This window comes from Thalassovita gelatinovora (genome assembly GCF_001458355.1).
Lineage (GTDB): Bacteria > Pseudomonadota > Alphaproteobacteria > Rhodobacterales > Rhodobacteraceae > Thalassobius > Thalassobius gelatinovorus.
Genome location: NZ_CYSA01000018.1, coordinates 1 through 15,183, shown reverse-complemented (window position 1 = coordinate 15,183; position 15,183 = coordinate 1). Strand labels below are relative to the sequence as shown.

The 15,183-nt window shown below is 59.8% G+C and carries 13 protein-coding genes; 10 read left to right on the top strand and 3 right to left on the bottom strand.

Going from position 1 to position 15,183, the window contains the following annotated elements; translation table 11 throughout:
• Positions 1-49: 49 nt before the first annotated feature.
• Positions 50-1,789, bottom strand: coding sequence for a serine protease (locus TG4357_RS09775; protein WP_139193676.1), 1,740 nt, complete (start codon positions 1,787-1,789; stop codon positions 50-52).
• A 185-nt stretch (positions 1,790-1,974) separates the two neighbouring features.
• Between TG4357_RS09775 and TG4357_RS09770 the strand changes: the two genes are divergently transcribed.
• From TG4357_RS09770 to folP, 7 genes are all read left to right on the top strand, one after another.
• Complete coding sequence (locus TG4357_RS09770; protein ID WP_058262713.1) at positions 1,975-2,907, top strand: glycine--tRNA ligase subunit alpha; 933 nt, start codon at positions 1,975-1,977, stop codon at positions 2,905-2,907.
• Positions 2,904-3,431 (top strand): DUF6446 family protein, encoded by a 528-nt coding sequence (locus TG4357_RS09765; protein ID WP_058262712.1) that lies wholly within the window; start codon positions 2,904-2,906, stop codon positions 3,429-3,431. Before TG4357_RS09770 ends, TG4357_RS09765 begins: the two co-directional genes overlap by 4 nt.
• 1 nt (position 3,432) lies before the next feature.
• Positions 3,433-5,688, top strand: a complete 2,256-nt coding sequence (glyS, locus tag TG4357_RS09760) for a glycine--tRNA ligase subunit beta (protein WP_058262711.1) — start codon at positions 3,433-3,435, stop codon at positions 5,686-5,688.
• A 262-nt stretch (positions 5,689-5,950) separates the two neighbouring features.
• Positions 5,951-8,548, top strand: coding sequence for a pyruvate, phosphate dikinase (gene ppdK / locus TG4357_RS09755; protein ID WP_058262710.1), 2,598 nt, complete (start codon positions 5,951-5,953; stop codon positions 8,546-8,548).
• Positions 8,549-8,719: 171 nt separating this feature from the next.
• Positions 8,720-9,337 (top strand): cell wall hydrolase, encoded by a 618-nt coding sequence (locus tag TG4357_RS09750; RefSeq protein ID WP_233487468.1) that lies wholly within the window; start codon positions 8,720-8,722, stop codon positions 9,335-9,337.
• A 111-nt stretch (positions 9,338-9,448) separates the two neighbouring features.
• Complete coding sequence (locus TG4357_RS09745) at positions 9,449-10,369, top strand: dihydroneopterin aldolase (RefSeq protein ID WP_058262708.1); 921 nt, start codon at positions 9,449-9,451, stop codon at positions 10,367-10,369.
• A gap of 39 nt (positions 10,370-10,408) precedes the next feature.
• Positions 10,409-11,410 carry a dihydropteroate synthase gene (gene folP, locus TG4357_RS09740; protein ID WP_058262707.1) on the top strand — a complete coding sequence of 334 codons (1,002 nt, stop codon included), beginning with the start codon at positions 10,409-10,411 and terminating at the stop codon, positions 11,408-11,410.
• A gap of 116 nt (positions 11,411-11,526) precedes the next feature.
• On the opposite strand, the gene ilvC is transcribed toward folP, so the two are convergent.
• Positions 11,527-12,549: a ketol-acid reductoisomerase gene (gene ilvC, locus TG4357_RS09735; RefSeq protein ID WP_058262706.1), complete on the bottom strand. Its 1,023-nt coding sequence runs from the start codon at positions 12,547-12,549 to the stop codon at positions 11,527-11,529.
• Positions 12,550-12,682: 133 nt separating this feature from the next.
• On the opposite strand from ilvC, the gene TG4357_RS09730 reads away from it, so the two are divergent.
• The 3 genes from TG4357_RS09730 to TG4357_RS09720 all read left to right on the top strand — a co-directional run bounded on the left by TG4357_RS09730 (position 12,683) and on the right by TG4357_RS09720 (position 14,797).
• Entirely contained in the window at positions 12,683-13,138 is a 456-nt protein-coding gene (locus TG4357_RS09730) for an Lrp/AsnC family transcriptional regulator (protein ID WP_058262705.1), read from the top strand.
• A complete protein-coding gene (locus TG4357_RS09725; protein ID WP_058262704.1) occupies positions 13,135-13,593 on the top strand; it encodes an Lrp/AsnC family transcriptional regulator in 459 nt (152 codons plus the stop codon). The genes TG4357_RS09730 and TG4357_RS09725 overlap by 4 nt, the downstream gene beginning before the upstream one ends.
• A gap of 76 nt (positions 13,594-13,669) precedes the next feature.
• Positions 13,670-14,797, top strand: a complete 1,128-nt coding sequence (locus TG4357_RS09720; RefSeq protein ID WP_058262703.1) for an aminotransferase class V-fold PLP-dependent enzyme — start codon at positions 13,670-13,672, stop codon at positions 14,795-14,797.
• 188 nt (positions 14,798-14,985) lie between these two features.
• Here the strand turns inward: TG4357_RS09720 and TG4357_RS19490 are convergent.
• The coding region (locus TG4357_RS19490) for a hypothetical protein (RefSeq protein WP_058262702.1) at positions 14,986-15,183 on the bottom strand (198 nt) is incomplete at its 5' end.

Here is a 15,183-nt window from a genome sequence, read left to right as displayed (position 1 = left end):
AAAAACCGGCGCCGAAGCGCCGGTTTTTGTTTTTCGATGATCCGGTAAATCAATACCAGCAGTTGACCAGCACGGTCATGCTGCCGGCCTGTTTGGTCAGGTCTTCGGGGGCCATCAGCCCAAGGGTGTCGGTCGCAACCGGGGTCAGCCCCAGATCGGCCAGCATCCCGTTGATGGCACCGGCATCCAGCGCAAAGCTGACATCGTCGGGCAATTGTTTGCCACCTGCGGGCTTGGGCAGCAGCATCCCCATCACCGCGCCGCCGGCATCAAAGACCGGACCGCCGACATCGCCGGGCAGGGCGCTTAGCGCCAGCCGCGCCAGATCTTCTTCGCCCGACAACCCGCGCAGATCGGCCAGCGTACCGAAGGTTAGGGTCGGCGCACCCAGAACGCCGCCATAGGAATAGCCCGACACGGCCACATCCGATTGCAGCCGCGGTGCGGCGATTTGCAACGCGGCCACCTGGGCCGGGGCCAGCGCCACGCTGGGTTTCAAAACCGCCACGCCAAGCGCGTCGTCGCGGCCGATCACTTCGGCTTCGATGCCGTGTTCCAGCGTGATCCGGGTGCAGTTCTGCACCGCCTCGCTGGTGGTCACAACAGTCCCTTTGGCATCGACGAAAAAGCCGGACCGCGACAGCCGGGGTTTGCGGATTTCAAGGCCGGACAGCAGGTCGACGCTTTGTTCGGACGTGCCGCCGACGGCCGGGCTCATCACGCCGTCCATCCGGCTGAAGCTTTCCTGCATCAGCCCCAGAATACGCTTGCGACGTTCCTCGTCGCCAGCGGGCCAGATCAGGGTGAAGCCCTTGATGTGCCCGTCTTTCAGGCTGGCTTGGGTGTGCGAGATCAATTTGGCGTTTTCGCCGATCAGCACGAAGCTGTCCTTGTCGCGTTCCCGCGGACCGTTCAGCGGCACGATTTCCAGCGTCTGCATTATGTCATAGAGGCCGAACAGCGTTTTCTGATCGCCGGCCTGGCTGATCAGCAGCACCTTTGCGTCAATGTCGCCGGTGGCGTCGTAATGCGCAAAGGGGGCTTCGTATTTGCTGAACTTGACCACGCCCAGCGGCAAGCGCATTTCGATCCTCGCCTCGGTATCGCGCACCAGTTGCAGGTCCATTCCTTCCAGCACCGCATAATATTGCCGTTCCAGTTCGGCGCGTTGACGGGTGGTCAGAACGCCGGTGGCGTCATAGCCATAGGCCGCTTGCCAATCGCCCATCGACCGGCGGGTGCCACGGCCAAAGGCGCCGTCGATCGCGGAATCGTAAAATCCGGCCCATTGCAGCATAACCTGCAATTGCATGCGCTCGTCTTTGCTGAGCTCGGCTTCGCTGCGGCGGGCCTGAGCCGGCGTTTCGTCGGGGTCTTGCTGCACAACCGGTTGTGGCTCAACCATTTCTGTTGGGGTGGTTTGACCCTGCGGTGTGACGGGGGACACCTGTGCCATCATTTCCGAACCGACCGGCCAGAATTGTTGCCGATAGGCGTTGGTAAAGGCGATATAAGCGTCCCGCGGTATTTTGCCTTCGGCGCGCAGGACCGCTAGAACCTGTTCGGCATCGTCACGCGCATAGGGGCCAAGCGCAATCGCGTACCAGCCGCCCGGCATTTCGAACCCGTTCACATCCTCAAGCGACGAAGAATAATCGCGAATGCGGTCTTGGGCGGTGTTCAAATTCGGTTGGGCTTCGATCTGGACCCAGACCAGATCTTGTTGCGCCAACGCGGCGCGGGTCATCATCATCACTGCAAATAACAGCGAAACCAATAGTTTCATCATAATCCGTCTAATCCTTGCCTGTCGCAGTATGAACGCTTCATTGACGTTTTATCAAATTAGCAAAGGCTTGCATCCAAAATATGAACACGGCTGCAATTGACCCCGCGCGATGTGGGCCGTAGTTAGGGCCAGCGATTTCTAGCGATTAAAAACGCGACACCACACAGGCCGACAGGGCAGCGATTATGGCAGAACCGATCACCAAACCGCGTAGTTTCCAGGAAATCATCCTGAGGCTTCAGAATTACTGGGCGAACAAAGGCTGTGCTGTGATGCAGCCTTATGACATGGAAGTCGGCGCGGGGACGTTTCATCCGGCCACCACGCTGCGGTCGCTGGGATCGAAATCTTGGGCCGCCGCCTATGTGCAGCCGTCGCGCCGCCCGACAGATGGACGTTATGGCGAAAACCCCAACCGGTTGCAGCATTATTACCAATACCAGGTGCTGATCAAACCCAGCCCGCCCGATTTGCAGGATCTCTATCTGGGATCGCTGGAAGCGATCGGGATCGATATGGATCTGCACGACATCCGCTTCGTCGAGGATGATTGGGAAAGTCCGACTCTGGGCGCCTGGGGACTGGGTTGGGAAGTCTGGTGCGACGGGATGGAAGTCAGTCAGTTCACGTACTTCCAGCAGGTCGGTGGCCATGATTGCCACCCGGTTTCGGGCGAGCTGACCTATGGTCTGGAACGGTTGGCGATGTATGTGCTGGGCATCGATCATGTGATGGACATGCCTTACAACGACCCGCAATCCCCGACCGCGCTGAAATATGGCGATGTGTTTCGCCAGACCGAAGAAGAATACAGCCGCTGGAATTTCGACGTGGCCAATACTGACGTGCTGCTGAAGCATTTCGAAGAAGCCGAAGCAGAATGCCAGTCGATCCTTGAACATCCCTATGACGATCCCAAGACCGGCAAACGTATCGTGATGGCGCATCCGGCTTATGATCAGTGCATCAAGGCCAGCCATTTGTTCAACCTGCTGGACGCGCGCGGGGTGATTTCTGTCACCGAACGACAGGCCTATATTGGCCGGGTTCGGACCTTGGCGAAAAAATGCGCCGATGCTTTCGTGCAAACCGAAGCCGGGGGATATGCGGCAGAATGACCGGAAAATTACTCGCGGGGTTCATCGTGGTGACGGCGTTGGTGGCCGGAGTGGCCATGTATTATCTTCAGGTCTATGCCTATTATGACAAGGTCGTGGCCACGGGGACGGAAGACGTGCAGATGACGTCACTGATCACCGGCCTGCCGGAACCGATCCTTTACGAAGGGTTCGAGGCGATCGATTCCGATAGTTCGCCGATCCGCTATCGCGCCTGTTTTATCACGCCGATCAGTCAGGCTATGCTGACCGAAACCTATGAAATCTATGATGGTGCAGAACCCTTGGTCGCGCCCGGCTGGTTCGATTGTTTCGATGCTAAAAAGCTGGGTGCTGCGCTGGAACAGGGTGACGCGCTGGCGTTTCTCGGTCAACAGAACGTGCATTACGGTATCGACCGCGTGGTCGCGGTGACCGCCGATGGTCATGGATATGTCTGGCACCAGATCAACCATTGCGGCGAGGTCGTTTTCAACGGCGAACCCGCCCCCGAAGATTGCCCAACACCCCCGGAAGGCTACTGACATGCCCGATTTGCTGATCGAACTCTTTTCGGAAGAAATCCCCGCCCGGATGCAGGCGCGGGCGGCCGAAGACCTGAAAAAGCTGGTGACCAATGGATTGGTCGAGGCCGGTCTGACCTATGCAGGGGCTGCCGCCTTTTCGACCCCGCGCCGCCTGACCTTGGCGCTGGAGGGGTTGTTAGACAAAAGCCCAACCGTGCGCGAGGAACGCAAAGGGCCGCGCATTGATGCACCCGAAAAGGCGATCGAGGGCTTTTTGCGCGGCGCCGGGGTCAGCCGCGACCAGCTGGAAGAACGCGACGACAAGAAGGGCAAGGTATTCTTTGCCGTGATCGAAAAACCGGGCCGCCCGGCGTCGGAAATCGTGGCCGAGGTGCTGGAAAATACCATTCGCAACTTCCCTTGGCCGAAATCGATGCGGTGGGGCACGGGCAGCCTGCGGTGGGTGCGGCCCTTGCATTCGATCCTGTGCATCCTGACCAATGATGCCGGCGAGGCCGACATCGTGCCGATGGATGTCGATGGCATCCAGGCGGGTAACATGACCGAAGGCCACCGTTTCATGGGGGCGGGCCGGTTCCCGGTATCCGGGTTCGACGATTACGCAGCCAAGCTGAAACGCGACCACGTGATCCTGGATGCGCACGAACGCGCCGACCATATCTGGCATGACGCGACAAATCAGGCCTTTGCCAGCGGTTTGGACGTGGTCGAAGACAAAGGTCTGCTGGCCGAGGTTGCGGGGTTGGTCGAATGGCCGGTGGTCCTGATGGGCGAAATCGGGGCTGAATTCCTCGACCTGCCGCCCGAGGTGTTACAGACCTCGATGAAAGAACATCAGAAATTCTTTTCTGTGAAAAACCCCAAAACCGGTCGGATCGAACGCTTTGTAACCGTGGCCAATCGTGAAACCTCCGATCACGGCGCGACCATTTTGGCGGGCAATCAGAAAGTGCTGTCGGCGCGGTTGTCGGATGCGAAATTCTTCTGGGAAAATGATTTGCGCGAAGCCCGGGCCGGAATGACCCGTTGGACCGAACAGTTGAAAAACGTGACATTCCACAACCGTCTTGGCACTCAGGCGGCGCGGATTGACCGGATCGCCGCTTTGGCGCGCGAAATCGCCCCGGCGCTACAGGTCGAACCGGATCTGGCCGAACAGGCCGCCAAAGTCGCCAAGGCCGATCTGAGTTCGGAAATGGTTTACGAATTCCCCGAATTGCAGGGGCTGATGGGCCGGTATTACGCCCAAGCGGCGGGGCTTCCGTCCGAGGTCGCGGCGGCGTGTGAAGACCATTATTCGCCGCTGGGGCCGTCCGATGACGTGCCGGCGGCAGCTGTTTCCCAAGTGGTGGCTTTGGCCGACAAGATCGATACGCTGACCGGGTTTTGGGCGATTGACGAAAAACCCACCGGTTCGAAAGACCCGTTTGCATTGCGCCGCGCGGCGCTGGGGGTGATCCGGATCGTGCTGGCGGGTGATATCCGCGCCAACCTTGATCAGTTCATCGACAGCCAGTTGCTCAAGCACAAGATCAACCTGCACCGCGAAGGGGCCAATGAGGGCGAAATCGAAGCGCTGGAAGAAACGCTGGACGAAATTGCAGATCATGGAGTGTTCGGTGCCGCTTTCCGCGCGGTGCTTGATAAGTTCGACGATAGGGAAGATACCCCTGAAACGGGCGAAGGATCGCTGTTGCGCACGGTGGGCGACGCGGTGCCGGACCTGTCCACCGATTTGCTGGCATTCTTGCATGACCGGCTGAAGGTTTATCTGCGCGACGAAGGTCTGCGCCATGACGTGATCGACGCCTGCCTCGGCATGCCGGGCAATGATGATCTGACGCTTCTGGTCAAACGTGCCCATGCGCTGGGCGGGTTCTTGAAAACCGATGATGGTGAAAACCTGCTGCAAGGCTTCAAGCGGGCCAACAACATCCTGATTCAAGCCGAAGAAAAAGACGGTGTCGAATACAGTTTCGGGGCGGATGTGAAATTCGCTGAAACCGACGCGGAAAAGGCTTTGTTCGCTGCGTTGGACAAGGCGGAAACCGTGATCACCCCGGCGATGCAGGCCGAAGATTTCGAAGCCGCAATGACCGGGATGGCGGGATTGCGTGCCCCGATCGATGCGTTTTTCGAAGCGGTGCAGGTGAATTCCGACAATGACGTTGTGCGGCGCAACCGGCTCAACCTTCTGGCACGGATCCGGCAGATCTGTCTTGGCGTTGCCGATCTGTCCCGGGTCGAAGGCTGAGTGGCCGGGCGTTGATCAGATTGCGTGCCTTTGCGGGCGCTTGATACCTTGGGAAAATCCTTTCTGGATTTTCCTTCGGGACCGCCTCCGTCGGGAGTATTTCAGGAACGATGAAACGCTTTGATTGGGGCGTTTTCGTGGGCGGAAGCAGGCGGGTGTTGACGACCGGTGGCGAGGGATCCCCCCCCCAGTCAGGCATCGTAGCAGCATTTCAGCCGCATCGGGCATTGGCGTATCGCCCGAATTCCCGATCGGGCTTGCCATGCCCCTGATCCGGCGTATTCTGCGTCAACCAAGAAAGGTCGCCGCAGTGCAGCAAGATCAGGACATCACCTTCATCACCCCCACCGCGCCAGTCGCCAACGAGACCCATGGCGGGCGTGCGAAATGTCTTCAGCGTCTGGTCCGACTGGATTTGCCGGTGCCGAAAACCGTCGCGCTGAGCTTTGATGAAGTGCATCGGATCGCGTCCGGTGAATCGCCGGATATGGCGGCGCTGATGGCCCCGTTCAGTGATCAGGCGCTGCTTTGCGTGCGCCCGTCCTCGGAAGATCCCGATTGGGGCGGGCCGGGGGCCATCCTGAATATCGGCATCAACGACGCGCGGTATATCGACCTGTGCGATCAATTGGGCCGGGATGCGGCCACGGCGATGTATCGGCGCTTTGTCCAGTCCTATGCGATTCACGTGGCCCGGCTGGACCCAGATATGTTCGACCATATCGCGCAGGATGATCCCGACAGCCTGACCGAAACGCTGCGCGCCTACGAAGAAGAAACCGAGGAAGAGTTTCCGCAAGACCCGGCGGTTCAGTTGCTGGAAGTGCTGCGGTCGATGGCGCGGGCCTGGGAAGGGACTACTGCGCGGCTGCTGCGGCAGGCCAAAGGGGCCCCCGCCGATGCCGGGCTTGGCCTGGTGGTGCAGGAAATGGCCCATGGCATGGGACAGGGGGAATGCGGTTCGGGGGTGATCCAACTGGTCAATTCCAAGACTGGGGATCGCAAGATTACCGGCCGCTACCTGTCGCAATCCCAAGGCCGCGACGCGTTGGCGCAGCAATCGGCCGCGCTGTTTCTGGAACGCGATCCGCGCGGGCCGTCGTTGCAGGAACTGGCCCCCGAAGCGTTCGATCAACTGATCGAACATACCAGACTGATGCGGATACGCCTGCGCGAAGAAATGCAGGCCGAATTCACCATCGAAAACGGCCGGCTTCATATTCTCGACGGGGTGCGGGTGGCCCGCAACGCCCATGCCGCGATCCGTATTGCAGTGTCGCTGGCCGAAGATGGCATCATCCCGCGTGAAGAAGCGCTGACCCGGGTCGATCCGCGGGCGATCAATGAATTGCTGCACCGTCAGGTCGACCCGGATGCGCCGCGCGACCGGCTGGCTTCGGGCATCGCAGCCAGCCCGGGCGCGGCCAGCGGCAAGATCGTGTTTTCCGCAGCCGAAGCGCAGGCCAGCGCCGCCCACGGTGAGGCCTGTGTTCTGGTGCGCCGCGAAACCAGCCCCGAAGATATTCGCGGTATGCACGCGGCGGCTGCCGTTCTGACCGAACGCGGCGGCATGACCAGCCACGCTGCGGTGATCGGGCGCGGGATGGGGTTGCCATGCGTGGTGGGGGCCTCGGCGTTGAAAGTCCATCTGCGCCGCAAAGTTATAACCGCACCGGACGGGCGCGAATTGCGCGCAGGCGACATCATCACCATCGATGGCACCAATGGTGACATTTTGGCCGGTGAACCACCGCTGATGAAAGCGGCGCAGGACGATGCGTTCCAGACGCTGATGATCTGGGCGGATGAATTCCGCGATATCGGTGTGCGCGCCAATGCCGACACCCCCGCCGATGCGCAGACCGCGCGCAATTTCAAAGCGCAGGGGATCGGGCTGTGCCGAACCGAACACATGTTTTTCGAAGGCGACCGGTTGACGGTGATGCGCGAAATGATCTTCGCCGATACTTCGCAGGACCGCGCAGCGGCTCTGGAACGGTTGCTGCCGATGCAACGCGCTGATTTCATCGAGCTTTTCCGCATCATGCAGGGGCAGCCGGTTTGTATCCGCCTGTTTGACCCGCCCTTGCATGAATTCCTGCCGCATGACCGGGCCGGGCATCGGGAATTGGCCGAGGCGCTGGATCTGCCGCTGTCGGACGTGACCCGGCGGGTCGAAGCCTTGACCGAATACAACCCGATGCTGGGGATGCGTGGGGTGCGTTTGGGCATCACCGTGCCGGAAATCTATGACATGCAGGCGCGCGCGATTTTCGAAGCCACGATCGAAGCTAGCCGTGAAGGCGAACCGGTGGTGCCGGAAATCATGATCCCGCTGGTCAGCGCCAAGCGCGAAGTCGAATTGGTGAAGACCCGTGTCGATGCGGTGGCCGCTGCGGTGCGCAATGAAAAAGGCCGGGATTTCACCTATCGCCTGGGGGTGATGGTGGAAACGCCGCGCGCTGCGCTGCGGGCCGGTGAAATTGCGCCGCATGTTTCCTTCCTGTCTTTCGGCACCAACGATCTGACCCAGATGACTTACGGATTGTCGCGCGACGATGCTGGGCGGTTCATGTCGACCTATGTGCAACAGGGTGTTTTTCCCGAAGACCCGTTTCACGATCTGGACACCGATGGCGTTGGCGAATTGCTGCAAATCGGGGCCGAACGGGGCCGTGCGGTGCGGCCCGATCTGGTTCTGTCGATCTGCGGTGAACATGGCGGCAGCCCCGAATCAATCGCCTTCTGCCGCGATGCCGGGTTCAATTATGTCAGCTGTTCACCATTCCGAGTGCCGGTTGCACGTTTGGCGGCGGCACAACTAGCCGTAAAGGACAGGATCACCATCAAAAAGCCCTAAGGCTCTGGTGAAATTAATAATTATTGTCAATTTTATGACTTGTTTGTTGCCGTTGATTTTTTTAACGTTGCGGCCTTTTTCCCCTATGGGTGGACGACACGTTCATTTTTGAATATGTGACCGCTTGTTCTGCGTGTCCAAACGGACCCTTGCAGTATGGAGAACAAGATTATGCGTATTTTTCTGGCGATCCTTCTGGCCGCTCTGACGGCGGGTCCTGCTTTGGCTGAAACCCCAGTCGATCAGGTGTTGAAACAAGAACAGCGTGGCCTGTTCGGTCTGCGCGGTGCCAAGCTTGACGGCTTGTTCAACCCGTCGCGCAAGAAGACCAAGATCGCCTATACCAGTGGCTTCCTTCAGGGCCTGCCTGCCGCCAAGGGTGGCGAGGAATGGCAATGCTTGGCCGAAGCGCTGTATTTCGAAGCGCGCGGAGAAAGCGTAAAGGGGCAATTCGCAGTTGCCGAAGTGATCATGAACCGCGTCGACAGCCCGCGTTTCCCCGATACCGTTTGCGATGTGGTGCATCAGGGCACCGGCCGGAAATATCAGTGCCAGTTCACCTATACCTGTGACGGCCATCAAGAAGTCATTGTCGAACATGACGCCTATCGTCAGGTTGGCAAGGTGGCCAAGCTGATGGTGAACGGCGTTGCGCGTGAATTGACGGGGGGGGCCACCTATTACCACACTAAGGCGGTTCTGCCGCGCTGGGCGCGAAAATTCGATCGTACCGCTACGATCGGTGTGCACCATTTCTACCGTTCATCGACTGAGATTTCGCAAAACTGACCAGAGTTGTTGGTTGCGTGACGTGATTGGCGTGTCTTCTGCCGCAGGCGCATGTACTGCGGCTGCTTACACCGGTAGGATGCCGCCAAAACGCTGCGACCGGAGACCGTCATGAGCCATGAAATCAAATGGGCTTTCGCCCACCCGACGGAACGATCTGAAGGCACTGCGCCCGAAGGGCCGTTGGACCGGATATCGTTGCGCGATCACATCGTCGATGTCGAAATCGGCGCGTTTCAAGCCGAACGCGGGACGACCCAACGGATTTGTTTCAATATCGTGGTTGAAGTCCGGCCTCTCACGGGGCCGGTGGATGACGATGTCGACCGCATCCTGTCCTATGACAAGGTGACCGAAGCGATCGCGCATGAACTGGCTGCCGAACGGCTTAATCTGCTGGAAACGCTGGCCGACCGGATTGCGCAGCGAATCCTGACCGAACCGCAGGCCGAACGAGTCTTTGTGCGGATCGAAAAGCTGGATCGCGGTCCGGGCGCGTTGGGGGTGGAAATCGTCCGGTCCCGTGCGCCACGGACAGACGCCCCGCTGGATGAAGAACGCCCGCATCCGCAAGTTGTCTACCTGTCAAATGCCGCGATCCAGTCGCCGCTACTGTCCGGCTGGATCGATCAGTTGCAGGCGGAACACCGCCCGACGATCCTGTGTATCGGCACGCCCGACCTGTCCGCGCCGCACGCGGATCATCCTTTGGCGCAGCGGCGAATAGATCTGCTGTCGATCGAACAAAACGCCTGGGTTCTGGCCGCGCGTGACTCGCGCTGCATGGTGGTGAACACGCGCACCGAACTGGATTGGGCGATGAAAAACGACCAGATCAGCGTCTGGGCCCCATCCAAGATCGTGCTGGATGCGGTCGATGGCCCGTCGGCCCCGCCGCATGATGCACTGGCGCTGGTGCTGTGGTTCGCCCGGCAAATACAAGCTGCCGACATGCTGGTGATCGGAGAAGACCTGCCCGACGCGCCCGACTTGCCGCTGCGGGTCTTGGGGTCTGATGTGCGGCTGCTCTGAGGCTTGCGTTTTGTCGCGTGATTGCGCATTTCGGGTGCCATGACACAGTATTATCGCCCTCTCGTGCAATCTGATCCCTGCCGGCCAGATGACGCCTATCCGCTGGCAGGCGGCTGGGCTTGGTTTCAGGATGTCGAAGTCCTGTCGCGCGACCGTGCGCCGCAGCGTTGCCCCGCACGGCACGCGCCAGATGCGGTTTTGCAGCGCCTGACCGCCGTTCATGCGCCCATCGCGGGACTGGATATTTCGGCGCCGCGTGTCATGGGTATTTTGAACGTCACCCCGGACAGTTTTTCCGATGGCGGGCAGTATGATGCGCCGGAACGGGCGTTGGCCCATGCCCGGACAATGGCCGGGCAGGGCGCGGATATCATCGATATCGGTGGTGAATCGACCCGTCCCGGCGCGGTCGAAGTGCCCATTGACGACGAAATCCACCGCACCGCCCCGGTGATTCAGGCGATCCGGGCAGAAATGGAGATGCCGATATCGATCGACACCCGCAAATGCCCGGTGGCGCAAGCCGCGATCGAGGCGGGGGCCGATTTGGTCAACGATGTAGCCGGGTTTACCTTCGATCCCGGGCTTGCCCTTTATTGCGGCAACAAGGGGGTACCGGTCTGTGTCATGCATGCGCAGGGCGATCCCGAAACCATGCAGGCCGCGCCGCATTACGATGACGTTCTGCTGGATGTCTATGATTTCCTTGCCGCAAGGATCGACGCGTTGCTGGCCGCCGGTATTGACCGGACGCAGATCATGGTCGATCCCGGCATCGGGTTCGGCAAGACGCTGGATCACAATCTGGCCTTGCTGAAACGGATCAGCCTGTTTCACAGCCTTGGCTGTCCGATCCTGCTGGGGGTGTCGCGCAAGAAATTCATCGGCACCTTGGGCAATGCGCCCGATCCAGCGGACCGTGCTGCCGGATCGGTGGCGCTGGCGCTGGCGGCGGTGGCGCAAGGGGTTCAGGTGTTGCGGGTGCATGACGTTTTTGAAACCCGCTCAGCGCTGAACCTGTGGCAGGCGGTGACGGGCTGACTTGGTTCTACCCCATGCAGAGTTTGCCGCTCTAAGCGCAGCTTCAACCCGATATGTACGATCCAAAGAAAAAGCCCCCGGCGAACCGGGGGCTTTCAAAGCATCTGGTATGACGCTTAGTTCTTTTCTTTGTCGACCATCTTGCCGGCGGCGATCCAAGGCATCATCGCGCGCAGCTTGGCGCCGACTTCTTCGACCTTGTGTTCGTCGTTGATCCGGCGCGTTGCTTTGAACGAAGGCTGACCAACGGAGTTTTCCAGCATGAAATCGCGCACGAATTTACCGTTCTGAATGTCGGTCAGAACCTCTTTCATCGCTTTCTTGGTCTGCTCATAGGGCAGAATCCGCGGGCCCGAAACATATTCGCCATATTCGGCGGTGTTCGAGATCGAGTAGTTCATGTTAGCGATGCCGCCTTCATAGATCAGGTCGACGATCAGCTTCATTTCGTGCAGGCATTCGAAATAGGCCATTTCCGGCGCGTATCCGGCTTCGACCAGGGTTTCGAAACCCATCCGCATCAGTTCGACGACTCCACCGCACAGAACCGCCTGTTCACCGAACAGGTCGGTTTCGCATTCTTCGCGGAAGTTGGTTTCGATAATGCCCGAACGACCACCACCGATGGCCGAACAATAGGACAGGCCGATTTCCAGCGCCTTGCCCGATGCGTCCTGATCCACGGCCACAAGGCAGGGCACGCCGCCGCCTTTGGTGTATTCGCCGCGCACGGTGTGGCCGGGGCCTTTGGGGGCCATCATGATGACATCGACGCCGGCTTTCGGTTCGATCAGGCCGAAATGCACGTTCAACCCGTGGGCAAACGCGATCGCCGCGCCTTCCTTCAGGTTGTCGTGGACGTATTTCTTATAGGTTTCGGCCTGCAGTTCATCGGGCATGGTAAACATGATCAGGTCGCACCAGGCCGCCGCTTCGGCAATGCCCATGACCTTCAGCCCTTCGCCTTCGGCTTTCTTGGCCGATGCCGAACCTTCGCGCAGCGCCACGACGACGTTCTTGGCACCGCTGTCGCGCAGGTTCAGCGCGTGGGCATGGCCCTGGGACCCGTAGCCCAGAATCGCCACTTTCATGTCTTTGATCAGATTGATGTCGCAATCACGGTCGTAGTAAACGCGCATTTGGGCGCTCCTTCCAGTTTTAACTCTGGCGGTGATCATAGGCTGTGAAAGCGGTAATGCGAGGCTGTTTGCCGCGAAAAATGTACGATAATCGCATTGATCATTCTTCCGATTGTAAGATATTGAAAAAATCATGCTTGATGATCTCGATCGGCGCATATTGCGCCATATGCAAAGCGACCCGGACCAATCGTTGCCCGATCTGGCTGACCGGATCGGCCTGACCGCGTCGCGGTTGTCGCGGCGGCTCGACAAGCTGCGCGCGAGCGGGATCTTGCGGGGGCAGCGTGCGGTGATCGACTGGCGGGCGCTTGGATTCGAGGTCGAAGTTTCCCTGCGCGTCACGCTCGACAAAACCCAGACCCGGGCCTTCGACGAATTCCTTGCCGCGGCGCGGGACATTCCCGAAGTGATCGAGATCCAGACCTTCCTTGGCCGAGTCGATGTGCGGTTGTCGGTCATCGCCCGCGACATGGCCCACTATCAGGTCATTTACCGTTCGCGTATCCTGACGCTGCCGCATATCGCCGATATCGAAACGCTGATGCATGTGGCGCGGATCAAATCCGACGAACGCCTGCCGATATGATCGAACTGGATGACATTGACCGCAGCATCCTGCGCGCCCTGGCCGAAGACGCGACCCAGAACGCAGGCGCGTTGGGTCGCCGTTTCGGTCTGTCGCAGCCCGCCACATGGCGGCGGATCAAACGATTGCAGGACAGTGGCGTAATCGCCGGGCGCAAGCTTGATCTGGACCGCGAAAAACTAGGCTTCGGCGTGACCGTGTTCCTGGGCGTGAAACTGGCCACCAAGGGGCGGGTTTCCCTGGAAGATTTCGAACGCGCCGTGACCGCCATCCCCGAGGTGCAGACGGTCGAGCATGTGCTTGGCATGTTCGATTACCGGCTGCGCATCACCGCCCGCGACATTGCCGATTTCGAACGCGTGTTGCGGCGCCGGATCATGACTTTGCCGGGGGTGGGCGATGTCGAAGCCAACGTGCTGATGAGCGAGGAACGCCGCCCCGGCCCGCTGGGTTGATTGCATACCGTCATAGACTTGGACAAAGCCGCCAAACCGCGCTACCCAACATGAAACCGAATTTGGGAGTCCCGACATGACCGCTTTGCTTGATACCGTTGATCCAGATGGATTGCAGGAATTTTCCGTTGTCTTTACCGATCGGTCGCTCAATCATATGTCGGCGGTCTTCCAACAGGTGATGCGCGATATCTCGGGGATGTTGAAAGAGGTCTATGGCGCCCAAGGCGTGGCGCTGATCCCCGGTGGTGGCACCTATGGCATGGAATCAGTGGCGCGCCAATTCGGTGCCGATGCCCATGCGTTGATCGTGCGCAATGGCTGGTTCTCTTATCGCTGGAGCCAGATTTTCGACGCCGGTGGCTTTGCCGCCAAAACCACTGTGTTCAAGGCGCGTCAGACCGGCAACGGTGTTCAAGCCCCGTTTGCCCCCGCTCCGGTCGACGAAGTGGTGGCGACGATACTCGAGGCGAAACCGGATGTGGTCTTTGCCCCGCATGTGGAAACCTCTGCCGGGCTGATCCTGCCCGAGGATTACATCGCCGCACTGGCAAGTGCCGCGCATGAGGTCGGCGCGTTGATGGTACTTGATTGTATCGCCAGCGGCTGCGCATGGGTGGATATGGCAAAAACCGGTGTTGACGTGTTGATTTCGGCGCCGCAAAAGGGTTGGTCGGCCTCGCCCTCGACCGGGTTGGTGATGATGTCCGACCGCGCGCTTGAACGGCTGGAAAACACCGCCTCTGACAGTTTCGCGCTGGACCTGAAAAAATGGCGGTCGATCATGCAGGCCTATGAAGATGGCGGTCATGCTTATCACGCCACCATGCCTACCGATGCGCTGCGCGCCTTCCGCGACACCATGCTGGAAACCCGGCAATTCGGGTTTGACAAGCTGCAAGCGGCGCAATGGGCGCTGGGCGATGGCGTCCGCGCGATGCTGGCCGAAAAAGGCGTCACTTCCGTCGCTGCCGAAGGCTTCGGCGCACCGGGGGTCGTGGTCAGCTATACCGACGATCCCGAAATTCAGAATGGCAAGAAATTCGCCGCCGAAGGGATGCAGATCGCGGCCGGCGTGCCGCTGGCCTGCGATGAACCCGAAGGGTTCATGACCTTCCGGCTTGGTCTGTTCGGCCTCGACAAGCTTTACGATGTCGACGCCACGCTGGCCCGGCTGAAAACCGTTCTCGACAAGGTGCTCTGAGCCGCAGCCCTTCTTGTTTCTGAAAACATCCCGCGGGGGAATTACACTGAAAGCCGAACTGGCTTTCAGTGTAATATGGGTTTGGCCCTTTGCCCGGCCGCCCATGAATCTGTCTGCGATCCCGGCCCCCGGCATCGCGCGCAATTTGCCCGCGGCGCCGAGGGTCAGACATCAAAACAAGCCGCGGCTCATCCGTTTGCGACGCGGATGAAATCGGGTTCGTCTTCGACATTCGCGACATCCAGATCGATCCCGCCCCTCGGCTTTTTGCCGATCGCGGCGGTGCCTGCGGTTTCGATCCCAATCGCATCGTTCAGATCCTTGGCAGGCCGGGAATTGGCGGCCACCGCAAGGGCACCTTCGGCGTCGGCGAGCTTGAAGAAACT

Excerpts from the sequence above, each read along its gene's own strand:
- folP (WP_058262707.1), top strand. The coding sequence starts at position 10,409 with ATGACACAGTATTATCGCCCTCTCGTGCAATCTGATCCCTGCCGGCCA.
- TG4357_RS09775 (WP_139193676.1), bottom strand. The coding sequence starts at position 1,789 with ATGATGAAACTATTGGTTTCGCTGTTATTTGCAGTGATGATGATGACC.
- TG4357_RS09730 (WP_058262705.1), top strand. The coding sequence starts at position 12,683 with ATGCTTGATGATCTCGATCGGCGCATATTGCGCCATATGCAAAGCGAC.
- TG4357_RS09725 (WP_058262704.1), top strand. The coding sequence starts at position 13,135 with ATGATCGAACTGGATGACATTGACCGCAGCATCCTGCGCGCCCTGGCC.
- TG4357_RS09765 (WP_058262712.1), top strand. The coding sequence starts at position 2,904 with ATGACCGGAAAATTACTCGCGGGGTTCATCGTGGTGACGGCGTTGGTG.
- glyS (WP_058262711.1), top strand. The coding sequence starts at position 3,433 with ATGCCCGATTTGCTGATCGAACTCTTTTCGGAAGAAATCCCCGCCCGG.
- TG4357_RS09770 (WP_058262713.1), top strand. The coding sequence starts at position 1,975 with ATGGCAGAACCGATCACCAAACCGCGTAGTTTCCAGGAAATCATCCTG.
- ppdK (WP_058262710.1), top strand. The coding sequence starts at position 5,951 with ATGCCCCTGATCCGGCGTATTCTGCGTCAACCAAGAAAGGTCGCCGCA.
- TG4357_RS09720 (WP_058262703.1), top strand. The coding sequence starts at position 13,670 with ATGACCGCTTTGCTTGATACCGTTGATCCAGATGGATTGCAGGAATTT.
- ilvC (WP_058262706.1), bottom strand. The coding sequence starts at position 12,549 with ATGCGCGTTTACTACGACCGTGATTGCGACATCAATCTGATCAAAGAC.
- TG4357_RS09745 (WP_058262708.1), top strand. The coding sequence starts at position 9,449 with ATGAGCCATGAAATCAAATGGGCTTTCGCCCACCCGACGGAACGATCT.
- TG4357_RS09750 (WP_233487468.1), top strand. The coding sequence starts at position 8,720 with ATGCGTATTTTTCTGGCGATCCTTCTGGCCGCTCTGACGGCGGGTCCT.